The following is a 15124-nucleotide window of genomic DNA, read 5'->3' as shown; positions in this document are numbered from 1 at the left end:
AGCGGAGGCAGGGCGATGCGACGACGGGACACTGGTCGGTGGGCGGCGGTCGGCCGGGCGATCCTGGCCTGGTCGGCGATCGGGGCGGTGGCGGCCGCGGAGGAGAAGGGGATGCGCGTCGGGATCATCGGGCTCGATACGTCGCACGCAACCGCGTTCACCAAGCTGCTCAACACCCCCGACGATCCGCAGCACGTCCCCGGGGGGCGCGTCGTCGTCGCCTGCCCGCGCGGCAGCGCCGACATCGGGTCGAGCGTGAAGCGGATCCCGGAATACACCGCCACCGTCCGCGGGCTGGGTGTCGAGATCATCGACGACGTCGCGGCCGTCGTCGAGCGCTGCGACGCCGTCCTCCTCGAGACCAACGACGGCCGCCCGCACCTCGAGCAGGCCCTTCCGGTGATCCGCGCGGGCAAGCGGCTGTTCATCGACAAGCCGGTGGCCGGGTCGCTGGCCGACGCCGTCGCCATCTACCGGGCGGCGGGCCGCGCCGGAGTGCCGGTGTTCAGTGCCTCGGCGCTGCGCTTCGGCACGGCCAGCCAGGCGGTGCGCGGCGGTTTGATCGGTGCGGTGACCGGGTGCGACACCTTCTCCCCCTGTAGCCTCGAGGCGACCCATCCCCGGCTCTTCTGGTACGGCATCCACGGCTGCGAGTCGCTGTTCACCGTGATGGGGCGCGGATGCCAGACCGTCGTCGGCGTGCACTCGGCCGACCACGATGCGGCGACGGGGCTGTGGGACGACGGCCGGATCGGCACGTTCCGTGGCATCCGCCGCGGCTCGGCCGGCTATGGCGGCACCGCCTTCGGAATGAAAGGCAGCACACCGGTCGGGGCGTTCGACGGCTACCGTCCGCTGCTGGTGGCGATCATGGAGTTCTTCGCCAGCGGCGTGCCTCCGGTCGACCCGGCCGAGACGCTCGAGCTCTACGCCTTCATGGCCGCCGCCGAACGCAGCGCCGCCGAAGGGCGCGCCGTGCGGATCGCCGACGTGCTCGCCGAGGCCGAGGCGGCGGCGACGGCGCGGCTGGAGGCGCTCGGCGCGGGCCCGCGCTGAGCGGCCCGTCGCCCCACGCACGCGCCGCGTGCCGGGGGCGATCGGGGCTTCAACCGGGGAGGCTGCGGTGGAAGTGGACGTGCTTCCAGCCGTTCGCGCCCCGCTGCCAGACCCGCGTTTCCTCAACGGCCGTGGTCACGGGGCGGCCGGCGTCGTCGAGCTTCTGCGTGAGGCGGACGTAACTGACCACCGCGGCGTCGGCGGACAGGAAGCGAACGTGCGGCGCGGCGAGCGTCGTCGTCAACGCCGCGGCGGTGGGGCGTCCGGCGCCGAGCTTGAAATAGTGCTCGTGGAACGGCAGTCCCTCGACGAGATGGCCGCGGGCCTCCGGCTCGAAGCAGGTGACGTCGTCGGCGACGAGTGCCCGGTAGGCCTGCCAGTCGCCGGACGTGATCGCGGCGAGGAGCCGGCGGGAGAGGTCGAGCAATTCGGCGGCGGCTTCGGGCATCGGGGATCTCTCCGGGGACAGGGGCGGATCAGCCGACGACGAGCCCGAGGGCGACGAGCTTGGCGAGGCACTCGTCACGCTCCCGGCAGCGCTCGAGGGACGCCCACGAGGGATCCTGCGCGGCGAGGAAGTCAGCATGGCTCGCCGGCAGCCGTCCGGCGAGGCGGCGGATGACCTCCTGGTCGAGCCGCGTGAGCCGCAGGGCCTCGAGGCGGTAGTCGCAAAACGCCTCCCAGCAGAGGGGAAACAGCGGTGCCACGATCTCGCGGCCGATCGTCTCGGCGTAGCGGCGGATCTCCAGCTGGGCGTGCGGATCCATCCGCAGGGCGAGGAAGTGGAGGAGGTTGTGGAGGTCGATCTTCCAGTAGGCCTCGGTGTAGGTCGAGAGCGGAAGGTCCTTGCGCGCCTGTTCGCGGGCGATGCCGGCGTCGAGCCGTTCCTGGTAGACGCGCCGCGCGGCGGCCTGCAATTCCTCCTCGGCCCGCGACAGCCGGGCGCCGACGTCGGGCGTCGTGGGATCGCCGGAGCCCTGCCGGTTGCCGGTGGCCTGGAGCCGCCACTGGTCGGAGGCCGTCGCCTGGGCGGAGTCGATCGCCAATGAGTAGCGGGTCGAGTACTCGTTGACGTTGGCGGTCCGGTGGCGGATCCACTGCCGCCAGCAATCCATCGGCACGCGGACGAGGAGCTTCACCTCCGCCATCTCGAACGGCGTCGTGTGCGCGTGGCGGAGCAGGTAGCGGATCAGCTGGCGGTCGTCGCTGACCCGGCGCGTGCCCTCGCCGTAGCTGACGCGTGCCGCCTGGACGACGGCGGCGTCGTCACCCATGCAGTCGACGAGCGCCACGAAGCCGTCGTCGAGGACGGGGAACTTCCGCCAGCGGAGCGCGGCGATGCGGTCGGCCTGCGGGGAGGGCGGGGACTGCGGTTCGTTCACGGCCGATTCCGGGAGCGGGTGTCAGGCTCGCTTGGCTTGGCGCGGCGCGGGGGCCTTGCCGCCGCAGTCAGGCTGGGACCCGCGTGCCGCGGGCGGAGTCCCGGGTTCGCGGGCCAGCAGCTCCTCCAGCAGCGTGGCGAGCAGCCGGGCGTCGTCGGCAGCGGTGATGTGGTCGATCCGGGCCCGCGGCACGCCGAGCTTATCGAGGGCCGTGCCGATCGAGGCCCACAGCTTCTGCCGCTTCTTCCCCTCGGCGAGGTACAGGTCGGTGACCTGCTCGCCGATCCGCTGGAGCAGGGCGGTGTCGAGATTGGCGTAGTAATTGCGGACGATCGACTGTTGGTAGCGGGTCAGGTCGGCCATGGCGGTCCCGGTAAAGTGCGGCTGGTTGCTCGGTGGCGCGGCGGCTACAGTATCGTCTGACCACCCGGTCCCCATTCGAGAGTTTTCCATGCCGACGATCACCTTTGCCAGCGAAAAGGCGGCCGACAAGCGGGAGATCCAGGTCGCCGACGGCGCGAACCTGCGGCAGGAGGCCCTCCGAGCCGGGGTCCAGCTCTATCCCGGCATCCACCAGGTGGCCAATTGCCACGGACTGGGGAGCTGCGGCAGCTGCCGGGTGCTGATCACCAAGGGGATGGAAAACACGAGTCCGAAGGGGATCCTCGAATCGGCCCGGCTGGCGGTCTCGCTGGCCTACGTCGGCAACGAGTCGACGATGCGTCTGGCATGCCAGACCCGGGTCCACGGGGACGTGACCGTGGTCACCTGCCCACCTTTCAACCTGTTCGGCGACAACTTCTTCAGTTGAAGCCGGTGGGGTGCGGGCGTGCCGTGGCCTCGGCCCGACCGTGGGATTCGATCCCGAACGGAGATGCCGCCGTGCGGGAGGTGATCGCGATCGTCCGGCCGATCGTCGCCGAGCGGGTCCTCGAGGCCCTGCGGTTGGCGCCGCTCGAGGCCTTCAGCGTGCGCGAGGTCAAGGGGTACGGCCGGCAAAAGAGCTATCTCGACCGCTACGGCGACAGCGACTACGCCCGGGCGTTCCTCCCCAAGGTCGAGATCCAGGTGTGGGTCGACGACGCCCGGGTCGAGGAAGTGGTGGAGCGGATCGCGACTGCCGCCCGGACCGGACGGATGGGGGACGGAAAGATCTTCGTGCTCCCGGCGCTCGATCGCTCGGCCGAAGGATGAGGCTCGGCGGCGAGAGCCGGCACGGGGTGGATCCTGGTCTTCGGGGAACCAGCGGCGGCCGCTACACTTGCCGCACGCTTCCCACGTTGCCCCGGCGGAACATCCCATGCCATCGGCAAAAACTCCCAGTCTGGTCGTGATCGCCGCGCTGGTGCTGGCTGCGGCGTCCCACGCACAGTCGATCGAGCAGACCGATCCGACGTTCGAGCGGCTCGCTCGCGATGCGGCCTTCGCCGGGGGCAGTTTCCGGCCACCGTCGGACGCCGCCCTCGACTCGGCCGCCGCGAGCCTGCGCACGGCCCTGGTCCCGCTCGACCGTCTCCTGGCGCGGAGCAAGAGCGGTGCCGACTGGCGCCGCTACCTCGACTGGCCGGCGCTCACCGAGCAGGCGTCGGGCGGCGTGGCCGCCGATCCGAAGGTGCTCCGTCGCCTCCAGAAGCTCCTCGATGCCACCGAGACCGGGCTCGACATGCCCCAGTTCGTCGCCGTCCGCCGGGCCGTCACACGCTACGCGGAGGCCGCCGACGCCGCCCGGGGCAGCGGCGGATTCAATCGCTTCTCGCGCCGTCTCGACGACCTCGCCTCGGCGCTGCTGTCGGCCTCGGCGACGGGGCGCGGAGAGGCGCTGGCCGAGGTGCCGACGATCCTCGAGCGCCTCTCCGAATCGGGGCAGGCCGGCGGGCTCGTGGCCGGGGTCCGCGGGGCGCTGGCGCGGCCCAACATCGAATTGGAGATCCACGAGAGGCTCGTGGCTCCGATGGTGAACCGCCCGATCGACCAGGTCGCACCGGTCGATGACGTCGTCCTCGGCACGCGGATCCGCGGCAGCGGCCGCACCACCGGCGCGGTCCGGCTCGACTTCGTCCCCGCGCCCGACCGGGCGGTGTTCGACCTCGTGTTCGACGCGACCAACATTTCGACCACGCGCGGCACGCAGGGGCCGGTCACGGTCCACAGCCGCGGCGTGACGCAACTCTGTGCCCGGCGCCGGATCACGCTCGACGGCGAGAACGTCGCGGCATCTCCCGTGCAGGCGACCGCGTCCACCGACTCGCAGACCACCGGGATGGCGATTTCGGCGCGGTTCGGCCGGCGGATCATTCAGCGGATCGCCAATCGCAAGGTCGCCGAGAGCCGCCCGCAGGCCGAGGCCGTGGCGGAAAGCAAGGCGCGGGCTCGGGTCAGCGAGCAATTCGCCGAGCAGACCGAACCGGCCGTGCAGCAGATCCGGCAGCAGCTCCGCGACCGGCTTCGCGGTCCGCTCCAGGCCCGTGGTCTGTATCCCGAGATGGTCCATCTTCATACCACCGATGAAGCCCTGCGGGTCGTGGCCCGCAAGGCCCTCCCCCGGCAGCTCGCGGCCCACACGTCCGCACCTGCCGCCCAGGCGGGCAACGTGATCACCGCCCGCGTCCACGAATCGGCCGTCAACAACATCCTCGAGGAGAAGCTCGGCGGCCGGGTCTTCACCCGGGCCGACGTCGAGCGGATCGCCCGTGAGAACGACGCGAAGATGCCCGACTCTTTGGAGAACGAGGCCGACGACAAGGCCTGGGCGATCACGTTCGCCAAGCAGCGGCCGGTAGCCGTGACCGCCGACGACGGCCGGGTGAAGCTCACCGTCCGCGGCGACAAATTCGTCGCCGGCGATCGCTCGTTCGACGCGATGGACATCTGGGCCACCTACCGGATCGAGTCGACTCCGTGGGGCCAGCGGCTGGTGCGCGACGGCGACGTGCAGATCTATCCGCCCGGGTTCAAGCCGGGGGGGGCCGAGAAACTGACCAACAAGGAGACGGCCCTCCGGCGGATTCTCCAAAAGCGGTTCGACAAGCTGTTCAAGTCGGAGATCGAGATCCCCGACCTGCCGCTCCAGGGGGAGCTGGCCGCGTCCGGCCCGTTGCCGATGAATCAGCTCGCCAGCCGTCGTGACGGCTGGGTCGTGGCCGGTTGGCGGCGGGTCGATCCGGTGAGCCGCTCGGCGCCGACGATGGTCCCCGGGACGATCATCGAGGAGCGCGTGATCCACGAGGGGCTGCCCGTGGAGTCGGCTCCCGGCGAGATCGTCTTCCCGGCCGCGGCGGTGACGGATCCCCGCGTCTTCGCGACGACCAGCGGTGGCTGACGAGCGGCCATCACGGTTCGCGCGCCCGTGTCAGGGCTGGGCCACGGGCACGGTCCCGACGGCCGGCTCATACGGGCGGATCCAAATCGAGCGGAACTGCACCGGGTTGCCGTGATCCTGGATCGACAGTGGCAGAGCGTCGGGGTGGGCCAAGTACATGGGCGGATCGGCCCAGCCGGTGGTGCCGAGGATCACGGTGTCGGCGTGGATCGCAACGCCGTTGTGGATCACGCTCACCCGCCCTGGCGTTTCGAGAGCGCCGTCGGCGGTGAACCGCGGCCGTGTGAAGAGAATGTCGAACGACTGCCACTCGCCCGGGCGGCGGCTGGCGTTGACCGCCGGCGGCTGCTGCTTGTAGAGGGCGCCGCACTGGCCGTCCGGGTAGGTGAGGGGAGCCTCGGTGCCGTCGGCGAACGAATCGAGGATCTGGATCTCGTAGCGCCCCATCAGGTAGACGCCCGAATTGCCGCGCCCCTGCCCCGAGCCCGTCGCCGGGGAGGGGGTGCGGAACTCGACGTGCAGATGGCAGTCGCCGAACGAACCGCTCGTCGTGATCGAGCCCCCCTTCACCGTGGCGATCCCGTCGGCCACGGTCCATGACGGTGGGCCCTCGAAGGCGGTCAGGTCACGGCCGTCGAACAGGACGACCGCGTCGGCCGGGATCGGGGCCGGTTTCTCCGGTGCCGGGCCAGGATCGACGACCGGCGGGCGCGGCCACTCCACCGCGGTCTTCCACTCCCCGCTGGCCTTCTTCTCGCCGATCAGGAGCGGACGCCGCCGGCGGAGCGAGTCGGTGATCTTCGCGGCCTGCGCCTCGGCCTCGGCCACCGGCAGCCCGGCCTGGATCCCGGGGCGCAGGTGCCCGGCGGCCCCGACGTAGGCCTGCCGCAGGAGGCGCATCCGCGCGAGGCAGTCGGGCATGAACGGTCGCAGCGACACCGGCTCGGCCTCCGCCGCCGTCCGCTCGTCGCCGATCCCGACGAGGACTGCCCGGCAGATCGTCCACTGGCCTGCCTCGTCGGGATGGACCGCGTCGGGCTGGAACGTGAACGCAGGGTCTTTCGTACGGCGCTCGGCGAGCCACGTCCGCATCGGCCCGTGGACGTCGATCACCGCCCAGCCGTCGGCCCGCCTGCCCAGCAGCCACTCGGAATAGGCGGCGAGCACGGCGTCGTAGTCGACGTCGCCGGCCGGATGGCGCTGGCCGGGACGGCCGTCGTAGACCGGCGGCGTGAGGTGGATGATCCGCGCCCCGGCGGCCTCGACGGCGGCGTGGAGTTTCTCGATCCCGGCGCGGAAGGCGGCGAACCTGGCCTCGTCGAGTGGCTCGTAGATGCCGCAGTTCATCCCGTAGCAGGCGATCACCAGGTCGGGGCGCACCAGTCGCAGCACGCGGTCGAGGCGCTCGTGGACGTCGGGACGGGGGAACTTGCCGCCGGCGTGGCCATCCTCGGAGAGGCCGCTGCAGGTCTCGCTCGGCAGGCCGCAGTTGACGACCGTCGCCGTCGATCCGCGCGCCTCGAGCCACGCCGCCAGGCCGGCGACCCAGCCGCCGTCGAACGTGATGCTGTCGCCGAGCACGCAGATCCGCCGCGCCCCCTCCAGCGCCTCGCGCGCGGCCGTCGGCGGGGCGGGGTCGGCGGCCGGGAGCGGTGGAGCCACCGCGGCCATGGCGGCTGCCACCACGAGCGAAGACAGCACCCGCCCCGGCAAGGAGGGAACGCGGTCGCAGCGCGGCATCGGAAAACCCTCGGGGGTTGCCGGCCCGTCGAACGCCGGCGGTCGATCCGGCGGTGGCTGGCGGAGGAGAGTCAGCGGCCTTCCGGCTTCGCCCCCTCGCGGATCGCGAACAGATGGCTCTTGTTGGCGATGTACAGCGTGTCGCCGATCGCGATCGGCGTCGAGTAGACGCTGTTTCCCATGTTGACCTCGGACAGCAGGTTCTTCTCGCGGGTCAACTCGAACACCGAGATGTCGCCGTCCTCGTCGCCGATGTAGACCTTGCCGTCGGCGATCAGCGGCGAGCCCCAACTGGCCGCGAGCATGTCGTGGGTCCACAGCGGCTTGCCGGTCTTCAGGTCGAGGCAGTGGAACAGGCCGCTGAAGTCGGCGACGAACAGCATCCCGTCGGCGATCGCCACCGTGCCGCAGGTGCGGTGCATCGTCTCCTCGAAGCCGAGCTTGCCGTTGCCGTCGGCGTCGAAGCCGGGGTAGTGCCAGACCGCGGCCGAGTTGGGATTGGGGCGGGCCACCTCCCCCTCTTCCTTGATGATCGCCTGGTTGCGGCGGTGGGGCAGGGGAGTGTTGGGGTCCTTGAGGCTGACGGCCAGTTCGGGGCTGGTGTCGCCGCGCTTCGTCGGATCGATGCACCACAGGTGACCGACGCCCTCGCCGTGTTCGGGATCCTCGCCGACGGCGACGTAGACGAGGCCGTCGTGGACCACCGGCGTGCCGATGATGTGGTTGCGGTCGGCGCGGCCGCCGAGCACGTACTTCGACTCCTTGGGGTTGCAGTCGAACTTCCACAGCAGCTTCGCCTTGCCGCCGTTGCCGCGGGCGTCGAATCCATACACCCAGCCGTCGCCGCCGCCGAAGATCACCTGCGGCACGCCGCCGAGCTCGCCGTACGACGGGCTCGACCACTGGCCGTGGAGGACGTTGGCGCCGGGGGTGCCGTCGGCCCAGAGGAGCTTGCCGTCGCGCTTGTCGAGGCAGAGGAAGCTCGGCGCGGCGGCGTTGGGGAGGTTGATGTGCCCTTCGTCGACGCCGTTGGAGGTGGTGACGAACAGCAGATCGCCGACGGCCGTCACGCTGCACGAGCACATGTTGTGCTGCGAGACGCCGAGCTCCTTCATCATGTCGAGCACCCAGACGACGTCGGCCTCCTCGGAGGCCTGGACCTTCTCGGCGGTGAACGGGCCGTCGTTCTCGCCGTCGCGGAACCCTTCGGTGTCGAGGCACTTCACCTCGCCGCGGCTGGTGACGTACCACGCCCGGTCCCCCTCGACCAGCGGCGAGCAGCAGATCCCCTGCAGCGGCCAGTCGTGGACGCGCCCGGTGGGGAGCTTCTCGCTCGAGTCCTGCCAGAGGAACGAGCCGTCACGGTCGTCGAAGCAGAGCAGGCAGCCGAGGTCGACGCTCGCCGGGTAGCGCTGCACCCAGCCCTTGCCGTTGTTGGTGCCGACGTACACCTTCCCGCCGGCGACGACCGGGTTGCCGTAGGTTTGGCTGCCGAGCTGCGCGACCCAGGCGACGTTGCGGCTCGTCGCGGGCTTCCACGCGCCGGTGTCGGCGTCGAATTGACCCGGATCCCACTCGATCGGCAGGCCCTTCGCGGCGGCGACGTTGTTGCGGGCAGGCGACCCGCCCCACTGGTTCCAGTCTGGCCGCGCCTTGCCGCCGTCGGCGCCCCACGCCGACGCGCCGAGCGCCGCTGCCAGCAGGCTCGCCAGCCACCCGGCCCGAACCCACGGCGACCGTCCTGCGCCCCTGCCCGTCGTCCGCCGGGTGTGATCGCTCATCGCTTCGTCTCCTCGCTGTCCCGGCACGGACCCAACCGGGTCCCGTGCGCTCGATTCGTTTCCGTTCGCCGCCCGATCGCCACGAACGGGCCGCGCTCGGCGGTGGGCATCGGAAGTCGCCGATCCTCCGCCCGTCATTCTCCCCCTGCCGCCGCAGCCGCAGTTCCCGCCAGGCTCTCGACGACGACATTGTCGATGAAGATCTCGGAATCCTTCGAATTGCCGAAGAATCCCGGGCTCCCCTGGAGGTTGCCCGCCTCGTGGACAGCCTCGATCGTCCACGCCGCCGGCTCCGGCTCGCCCCGTGGCCAGACCTTGCCGCGGAGGCGTGCCGCGCTGCCTTCCGTCCGCGCCTCGAAGATCACCGAATACCAGCGGCCGGCCTCCCAGGCGAAGGGAATCGTCTTGGCGAAGTGCGTCGCGACCTGCGGCGGCCACGTGCGGATCTGGAGTTGCTGGCTGGCCCCCATCAGGTCGAGCGTGTAACGCTGCGCGATCAGGCCCATGTCGGGCATCCGCGCCTTCTCGAGGGCGGCAGGGTTCCCGAACGCCTTGGCGAAGGCGTCGGCATCGCTCGTCGCGGCCACCGGCGTGGCGGGGTCGCCGGGTTTGCCGACGCCGCTCTCCGCCGCCCGGAGATCGGCGCGGATCCGGTAGTCGTGGAGCGTGATCGGCCCGATCCAGCCCTGGCTGCGCGTGCCCTTGGGAATCGTCGTGATCTTGACGAGGCACTTCGAGCCGTCCACCTCGCGGACGACGTGGCGGTAGCGCATCCCGATCCAGGGGAGCGGGGGCTCGCCGCGCGGCGGTCCACCCGTGGGGGGAGCGGCGAGCGCGACGTCGTCGAAGTCGAAACGCCACGGGAGCGGCGGCATCGACCGGATCCGCGACCGACCCGTCAGCTTGCCGACGGTGGCGGTGACGATGGCGGCCGAATGCCGACCTGGCGGAGCGGTGAACGTGCCGTCGGCGGCGACCGTGCCGGAGGTGGTCGCGAACTCCGCCGGTGTGGTGCGGACGAACCGTCCGGCCGCGTCGAACAGGCGGGCTTCGAGATTCAGTTTCTCACCGGCGGCGATCTGCGCTTCGGCGGGCACGACCTGGACCCAGGCCGGCTCCCCCGCGCCGCTCGAGGTCGCACGGGCGACGCGCTCCGCCATCGTCTCCACGGCGCTGGTGGACGGTGCCGGCGCGTCGGCACGGCCGAGGCACACCAGCCGCTCGCCGGTCGTCAGGTAGATCCGGCCGTTCCAGGCGATCGGCGAGGCGGTGACCTCGTCGGATTCCGGGAGGCGCATCCGGTTGACGAACTTGATCCCCTCGGCGGTCGGCTCGAGCACGTGCCAGCCCCCCGTGGAGCAGACATACAGCTTGCCGTCGGCGACCAGTGGGCTGCCGCGGACGATCGTCCCGAGGAGTTTCTGCGGTTTGCCGACCGGCTCTTCGGTCGCTTTGTCGAAGGCATAGACCTTGGCCCCGTCGTCGATGAAGTAGACGCGGTTCCCGAGGATCACGGGCATCGCCCGGCCGTCCATCACCCCCTTCTTCTGCCACTTCACGGCCACTGTGGTGATGTCGGTGTTCGGGGCGGGGGGACCGGCGCCCGCGGCGGGCGCGGCGGCCGAAGGCGCCGCCGGTGGCGGCACGGCGCCGCCATCGAACGCCGTCACCGACCCCATCGTCGTGTTGTCGAGGTTCTCCTCGGCCTGCGCCATGTAGATCGTCGTGCCGTCGACGAGCGGCGGGACGTTGAGCCCGCGCCGCGACAGCCGCAGGTTCCACACGGCCCGGCCGGTGCGCGGCTGGAAATTCCAGACGCTGCCGTCGCTCGATCCGAAGACGAGGGCGGCCTGGCCGCCGAACTCGGCGATCTGCGGCGTGGAGTAGGTCGTGTCTTCGGGGAGCTCCTTGGTGCCGTTCATCCAGCGGACCGTGCCGGTGGCGGCGTCGAGCCCGAGGAAACGATGTGCCGGACGGGCCGTGTCGCCCCAGCCGGTGACGACGGCACTGGCGATCACGAGGTCCTCGAAGACGACGGGGATGTTGGTCCGGCCGCCGTACGTCGAGAGGAACCCGAACTCCTCGTGGAGCGACCGGCGCCATATGGTCTTCCCGGTTTCGGCGTCGATCGCCGAGAAGGCACCGCAGACGCCGTGGGCGAAGATCGTCTTCGACTTCGGATCGGCGACCACGGCCGACCAGCCGACGCGCTCGCTGGGCACGTCGGAGAGGTAGACGTTGAAGACGTTCTCCCAGAGTTTCTTCCCCGTCATGGCGTCGAGGCACAGCACCTTCTCCGCCTCCTCGGCGGTTCCGGGGCGGTGGCGGACGAGCGTGTACAGCCGGCCGTCGAGGATCACGGGGGTCGAGATGCCGCCCCCCTCGGGGGTCGACCAGAGGACGTTCGTCCCGTTCTCGAGGTCGAACGAGTCGACGTAGCCGGTTCCCGGAGCGTGCCGGTCGGCTGCCGGACCGCGCCAGTCAGGCCACTGATCGGCCCCCGCGCGGGGGAACGCCCCGGCAGTCACGGCCATCGCACAGGCCAGGATCACGGCACCACTGTGCCGCGCCGTCGAACACGCCATCGGACCCTCCGCTCGTTCCGGGGTCGGGTGAGGACCGGCTCACTTCACCAGACCGGCCGCCTTCAGTTGGTCCTGCAAGGTCGGGCTGACGATCCCCCGTGCGCCGCGTCCTTGGAGCAGCCGGTCGGCCGTGTCGGCCCGGATGCTCTCGATATCGGCTTCCCACCAGCGCCGGCGCTCCGCAGCGTCGGGGACCGTGAATGGCCTCACGATCCGCATCCCCACCCCCAGCGCCGGTTCCTCGGTGTACCACCAGGGGCTTTTGGGGAGATTGGGATCGACTTCCTTCCAGGCCGTGTCCTCGCTACCGCGCCGTGCAGCGCTGCGGCAGCGCTGCGGCTCGTCGTAGTAGGAACCGCCGCGAACGACGCGCGGTGAGAGGTGCGTCGGCCACACGATGGCCGCCATCGCCACCACCGGCTGCGGCAGTGCGGCCTGTCGTGCGTAGCCGTCGGGCAGGAGCTCGTCGATCACCCATTCGCCGACGTTGCCGTGCATGTCGTGGAATCCCCAGGCGTTGGGTTTCTTGGCCCCCACCTCGTGGGTCGTGTCGTCGGCGTTGCCCGCGTGCCAGGCGATCGCGTCGAACTCCTCGGCCGGGGCGGAAAACGGCGTCGCCGTTCCGGCCCGGCACGCGTATTCCCACTCCGCCTCGGTGGGCAACCGGTGGAACCGTCCCGTCAGTCCGCTGAGCCACTTCGTGTACTGCCGCGCGGCGAATTGGGTCATCGTCGCGGCGGGGAGGAGCGGCTCTTCGCCATGGGTGAACGTCGTGGTCGGGTCGTACAGGTTGCTCGGGGCGGTGACCGCGTCGGCTTCGTTGGCGGCGGTCACCGGATTGATCCGCGCCGACTCCATCGCCTTGAAGAGATCGCAGGCGGCCATGTACGCCTTGTATTCAGCCCAGGTGACCTCGCACCGCCCCATCCAGTACGGTTCGACGCGGATCTCGTGGATCGGACCTTCTTCGGGGCCGTGTCCCTCCTCGTCGGCCGGGCTTCCCCTGCGGAACGTGCCTCCGGCGACCGGCAGCATCCGGAAGGTCACGCCGGTGCCCGGGATCGTCTCGTCGTAGGCCACCATCCACCCCCCGGGCACGCGCACGGCCGCGTCGTCGCCAGACGGTTTCTCGTCGCCGGCGACGAATCCGGGAGTGACCGGATCGGCTGCGACCCCGGCCGGGCCGGTGGCGAGGAGCACGAGGTATGGCAGGGCCAGCCATGCCGCCCGGCGACAGGCCGGGCAGCGGCGGAGATCAACGGCGGGGGAAAACCGATGCATGAGGTGGGCAATGGGTTTGGTGGACGGAACTCGCAGTGTACCCTGCGGGAAAACCCCCTGCCCACCTCCGCGCGACGAGTCCGCACCCGTGGCCAACCCCAAACCCACCCGGCCGAACCAGGGCCGCAAGACGCCCCCGGCCGACCCGAAGCCGGCGGAGCGGGTCGTCGCGGAAAACCGCAAGGCGCGTCACGAATACGAGGTCATCGACACGCTCGAATGCGGCATCGCGCTTGTCGGAAGCGAAGTCAAGAGCCTGCGTGCGGGGCGGATGTCACTCGACGAGGCCTACGGCCGCGTCGACGGCCGCGAGGTTTGGTTGCTCGGCTGCGACATCCCGGAATACGAGAAGGCCAATCGGCTCAACCACGTTCCGAAGCGACCGCGGAAACTGCTGCTCCACCGGCGGGAGATCGTCCGCTTCGCCGGCCAGGCACTCGAGAAGGGGCTGACGCTCGTGCCCTTGAAGATGTACTTCAAGGACGGTCGCGTGAAGGTGCTGATGGGGATCGGCCGCGGGCGGAAGCTCCACGACAAACGCGAGAAGCTCAAGGCGGCGACCGCCAAACGCGACATCGATGCGGCCCTGCGGCGCGACCGGAGGGGATGACACCCGCTGTCGGGACGTGCCGAACCCGACAGTCGCGCCGGCTTTCCGGATCAGGCGGGAATGCCGCCGGACCGGGGGGTGACGGCGTCAGTCGGTTTGGCCGATCAACGCCACGCCGGCGAACTCGGTGGAATCCTCAGGATGCCACAGCGGCATACCGCGCTGGATCCGGTCGGCGAGGATGTCGAGCTTTTGCTTCGACCCCGCTGGCGCCCGGGTGGGGGTGAACTCGGCCGTCGGCTGAGGCTCGAAGTTCTCGTCGTGTCCGTAGAGCTCGATGATCTCAAACACGTTGCGGATCCGGGCCATCGAAGAAAGCGACTCCATGCTGGTTGTGTGGGTTGGCGACTTCGCGCACCGGCGTCGCCACGGCTCCTGCGAGCGGCCGACACCGGCCTGACGACGCTTGGATCCCGGACGGATCCTGAACGCCACGGCAACCGGTGCAGACGCAGATACGCGACGGGCGGTGCGACCACCGCTTGCGGCGCAGACACTGCAAAACCGTTCGCCACAGACGCGATCCGGAGGGATCGACGCGGCGAGGTTCACCATCGTCTCCGCCGTATTATGGAAGCGTTCGTGGCGGAGTCAAATAATCCGCGCGCGAACTGTTTTCGCCGTGCGCGGCACATCGGGGATGCGACGTCGCGCTGATCGACATGGTCGGATCGACGCAGTCAACGAGCGTCGTGTTCACGGCACCAGGCGATCTTTTCCGCCGTCGTCGTCGGCTTCGGTCCGGATGCGGCAGCGGGGCGTGCCGTTTTCGGCGCGGGAGCCGGCGGTTCTGGTGGCGCCGCATCGTCGCCGGCGTCTTCACGCGCTACCGTCTGCGGGACATCGTCCGCGGCCGGCGCCGTGGGAGCTGCCGACGCCTTGCCGCCACGCGCCTTGGCGAGGATCTCCGCGGTCGAGAGTTTTTCCTTCGCTGCGGAGGCCGGGACCGGTTTCCCGGTCGATGGCGATGCAGGCGCGGGCCCCGTACCCTTCGCCCGCGCGGCGGCGAGGATGTCGGCGGTCGACGGGCGGTTGCCGGCCGGCTTCGCCACGGCCGGCTTCGCTGCCTTCTCCGCGGGGGCTGCCGCCTTCGGGGCTGCCGCGCGGGGGGCGGCAGGCTTGGCGGCTTTCTCAACCGCCGGCTTCGGCTCCGGCTTGGGCACGATCCGCAGGCACGACGGGTCGATGTCGTACCAGGCGACGTTGTTGAACTGGTCGAACTCGACCAGGCAGCGACCGTTCATGTTCACGGTCTTCACCAGTCCCGTCGCTGCCGCGAACCGGGCCAGTTCCGGCACGCTGCCGTCGACGACGACGTAGCGATCGGTCCACTCGGACTTCAGCCGCTCGATCCGGGCGAACATGGGGCA

The 15124-nt window shown here is 70.6% G+C and carries 14 protein-coding genes; 5 read left to right on the top strand and 9 right to left on the bottom strand.

What is annotated here, in order from left to right:
• Nucleotides 1-15 precede the first annotated feature (15 nt).
• Nucleotides 16-1056, top strand: a complete 1041-nt coding sequence (locus FJ309_01950) for a gfo/Idh/MocA family oxidoreductase (protein MBM3953381.1) — start codon at nt 16-18, stop codon at nt 1054-1056.
• Between the two features lie 49 nt (nt 1057-1105).
• Here FJ309_01950 and FJ309_01945 read toward each other — a convergent pair whose 3' ends face one another.
• The 3 genes from FJ309_01945 to FJ309_01935 form a co-directional block, all read right to left on the bottom strand.
• A complete protein-coding gene (locus FJ309_01945; protein MBM3953380.1) occupies nt 1106-1504 on the bottom strand; it encodes a DUF4440 domain-containing protein in 399 nt (132 codons plus the stop codon).
• Nucleotides 1505-1532: 28 nt separating this feature from the next.
• Nucleotides 1533-2330 (bottom strand): FAD-dependent thymidylate synthase, encoded by a 798-nt coding sequence (gene thyX, locus FJ309_01940; protein MBM3953379.1) that lies wholly within the window; start codon nt 2328-2330, stop codon nt 1533-1535.
• A 129-nt stretch (nt 2331-2459) separates the two neighbouring features.
• Nucleotides 2460-2801: a hypothetical protein gene (locus tag FJ309_01935; protein ID MBM3953378.1), complete on the bottom strand. Its 342-nt coding sequence runs from the start codon at nt 2799-2801 to the stop codon at nt 2460-2462.
• An 88-nt stretch (nt 2802-2889) separates the two neighbouring features.
• Here FJ309_01935 and FJ309_01930 point away from each other — a divergent pair, with 88 nt between their 5' ends.
• The 3 genes from FJ309_01930 (at nt 2890) to FJ309_01920 (ending at nt 5757) form a co-directional block, all read left to right on the top strand.
• Nucleotides 2890-3249 (top strand): (2Fe-2S)-binding protein, encoded by a 360-nt coding sequence (locus tag FJ309_01930; protein ID MBM3953377.1) that lies wholly within the window; start codon nt 2890-2892, stop codon nt 3247-3249.
• Between the two features lie 71 nt (nt 3250-3320).
• Nucleotides 3321-3632 (top strand): P-II family nitrogen regulator, encoded by a 312-nt coding sequence (locus FJ309_01925; GenBank protein ID MBM3953376.1) that lies wholly within the window; start codon nt 3321-3323, stop codon nt 3630-3632.
• A gap of 106 nt (nt 3633-3738) precedes the next feature.
• Nucleotides 3739-5757 carry a hypothetical protein gene (locus FJ309_01920; protein MBM3953375.1) on the top strand — a complete coding sequence of 673 codons (2019 nt, stop codon included), beginning with the start codon at nt 3739-3741 and terminating at the stop codon, nt 5755-5757.
• 30 nt (nt 5758-5787) lie between these two features.
• On the opposite strand, the gene FJ309_01915 is transcribed toward FJ309_01920, so the two are convergent.
• The 4 genes from FJ309_01915 to FJ309_01900 form a co-directional block, all read right to left on the bottom strand.
• Entirely contained in the window at nt 5788-6657 is an 870-nt protein-coding gene (locus FJ309_01915) for a DUF1080 domain-containing protein (protein MBM3953374.1), read from the bottom strand.
• A gap of 911 nt (nt 6658-7568) precedes the next feature.
• Nucleotides 7569-9278, bottom strand: a complete 1710-nt coding sequence (locus FJ309_01910; GenBank protein MBM3953373.1) for a serine/threonine protein kinase — start codon at nt 9276-9278, stop codon at nt 7569-7571.
• Nucleotides 9279-9412: 134 nt separating this feature from the next.
• Nucleotides 9413-11863: a serine/threonine protein kinase gene (locus tag FJ309_01905; protein MBM3953372.1), complete on the bottom strand. Its 2451-nt coding sequence runs from the start codon at nt 11861-11863 to the stop codon at nt 9413-9415.
• Between the two features lie 39 nt (nt 11864-11902).
• Nucleotides 11903-13144 carry a formylglycine-generating enzyme family protein gene (locus FJ309_01900; GenBank protein MBM3953371.1) on the bottom strand — a complete coding sequence of 414 codons (1242 nt, stop codon included), beginning with the start codon at nt 13142-13144 and terminating at the stop codon, nt 11903-11905.
• A gap of 10 nt (nt 13145-13154) precedes the next feature.
• Between FJ309_01900 and smpB the strand changes: the two genes are divergently transcribed.
• A complete protein-coding gene (gene smpB / locus FJ309_01895; protein MBM3953370.1) occupies nt 13155-13754 on the top strand; it encodes an SsrA-binding protein SmpB in 600 nt (199 codons plus the stop codon).
• A gap of 87 nt (nt 13755-13841) precedes the next feature.
• Here smpB and FJ309_01890 read toward each other — a convergent pair whose 3' ends face one another.
• Together FJ309_01890 and FJ309_01885 are read right to left on the bottom strand one after the other, a co-directional pair.
• A complete protein-coding gene (locus tag FJ309_01890) occupies nt 13842-14063 on the bottom strand; it encodes a hypothetical protein (protein ID MBM3953369.1) in 222 nt (73 codons plus the stop codon).
• A 371-nt stretch (nt 14064-14434) separates the two neighbouring features.
• Nucleotides 14435-15118, bottom strand: coding sequence for a hypothetical protein (locus FJ309_01885; protein ID MBM3953368.1), 684 nt, complete (start codon nt 15116-15118; stop codon nt 14435-14437).
• Nucleotides 15119-15124: the final 6 nt, after the last annotated feature.

The organism is Planctomycetota bacterium (assembly GCA_016872555.1).
Classification (GTDB): Bacteria; Planctomycetota; Planctomycetia; order Pirellulales; family UBA1268; genus F1-20-MAGs016.
This window is presented reverse-complemented; position numbering and strand designations above follow the sequence as displayed.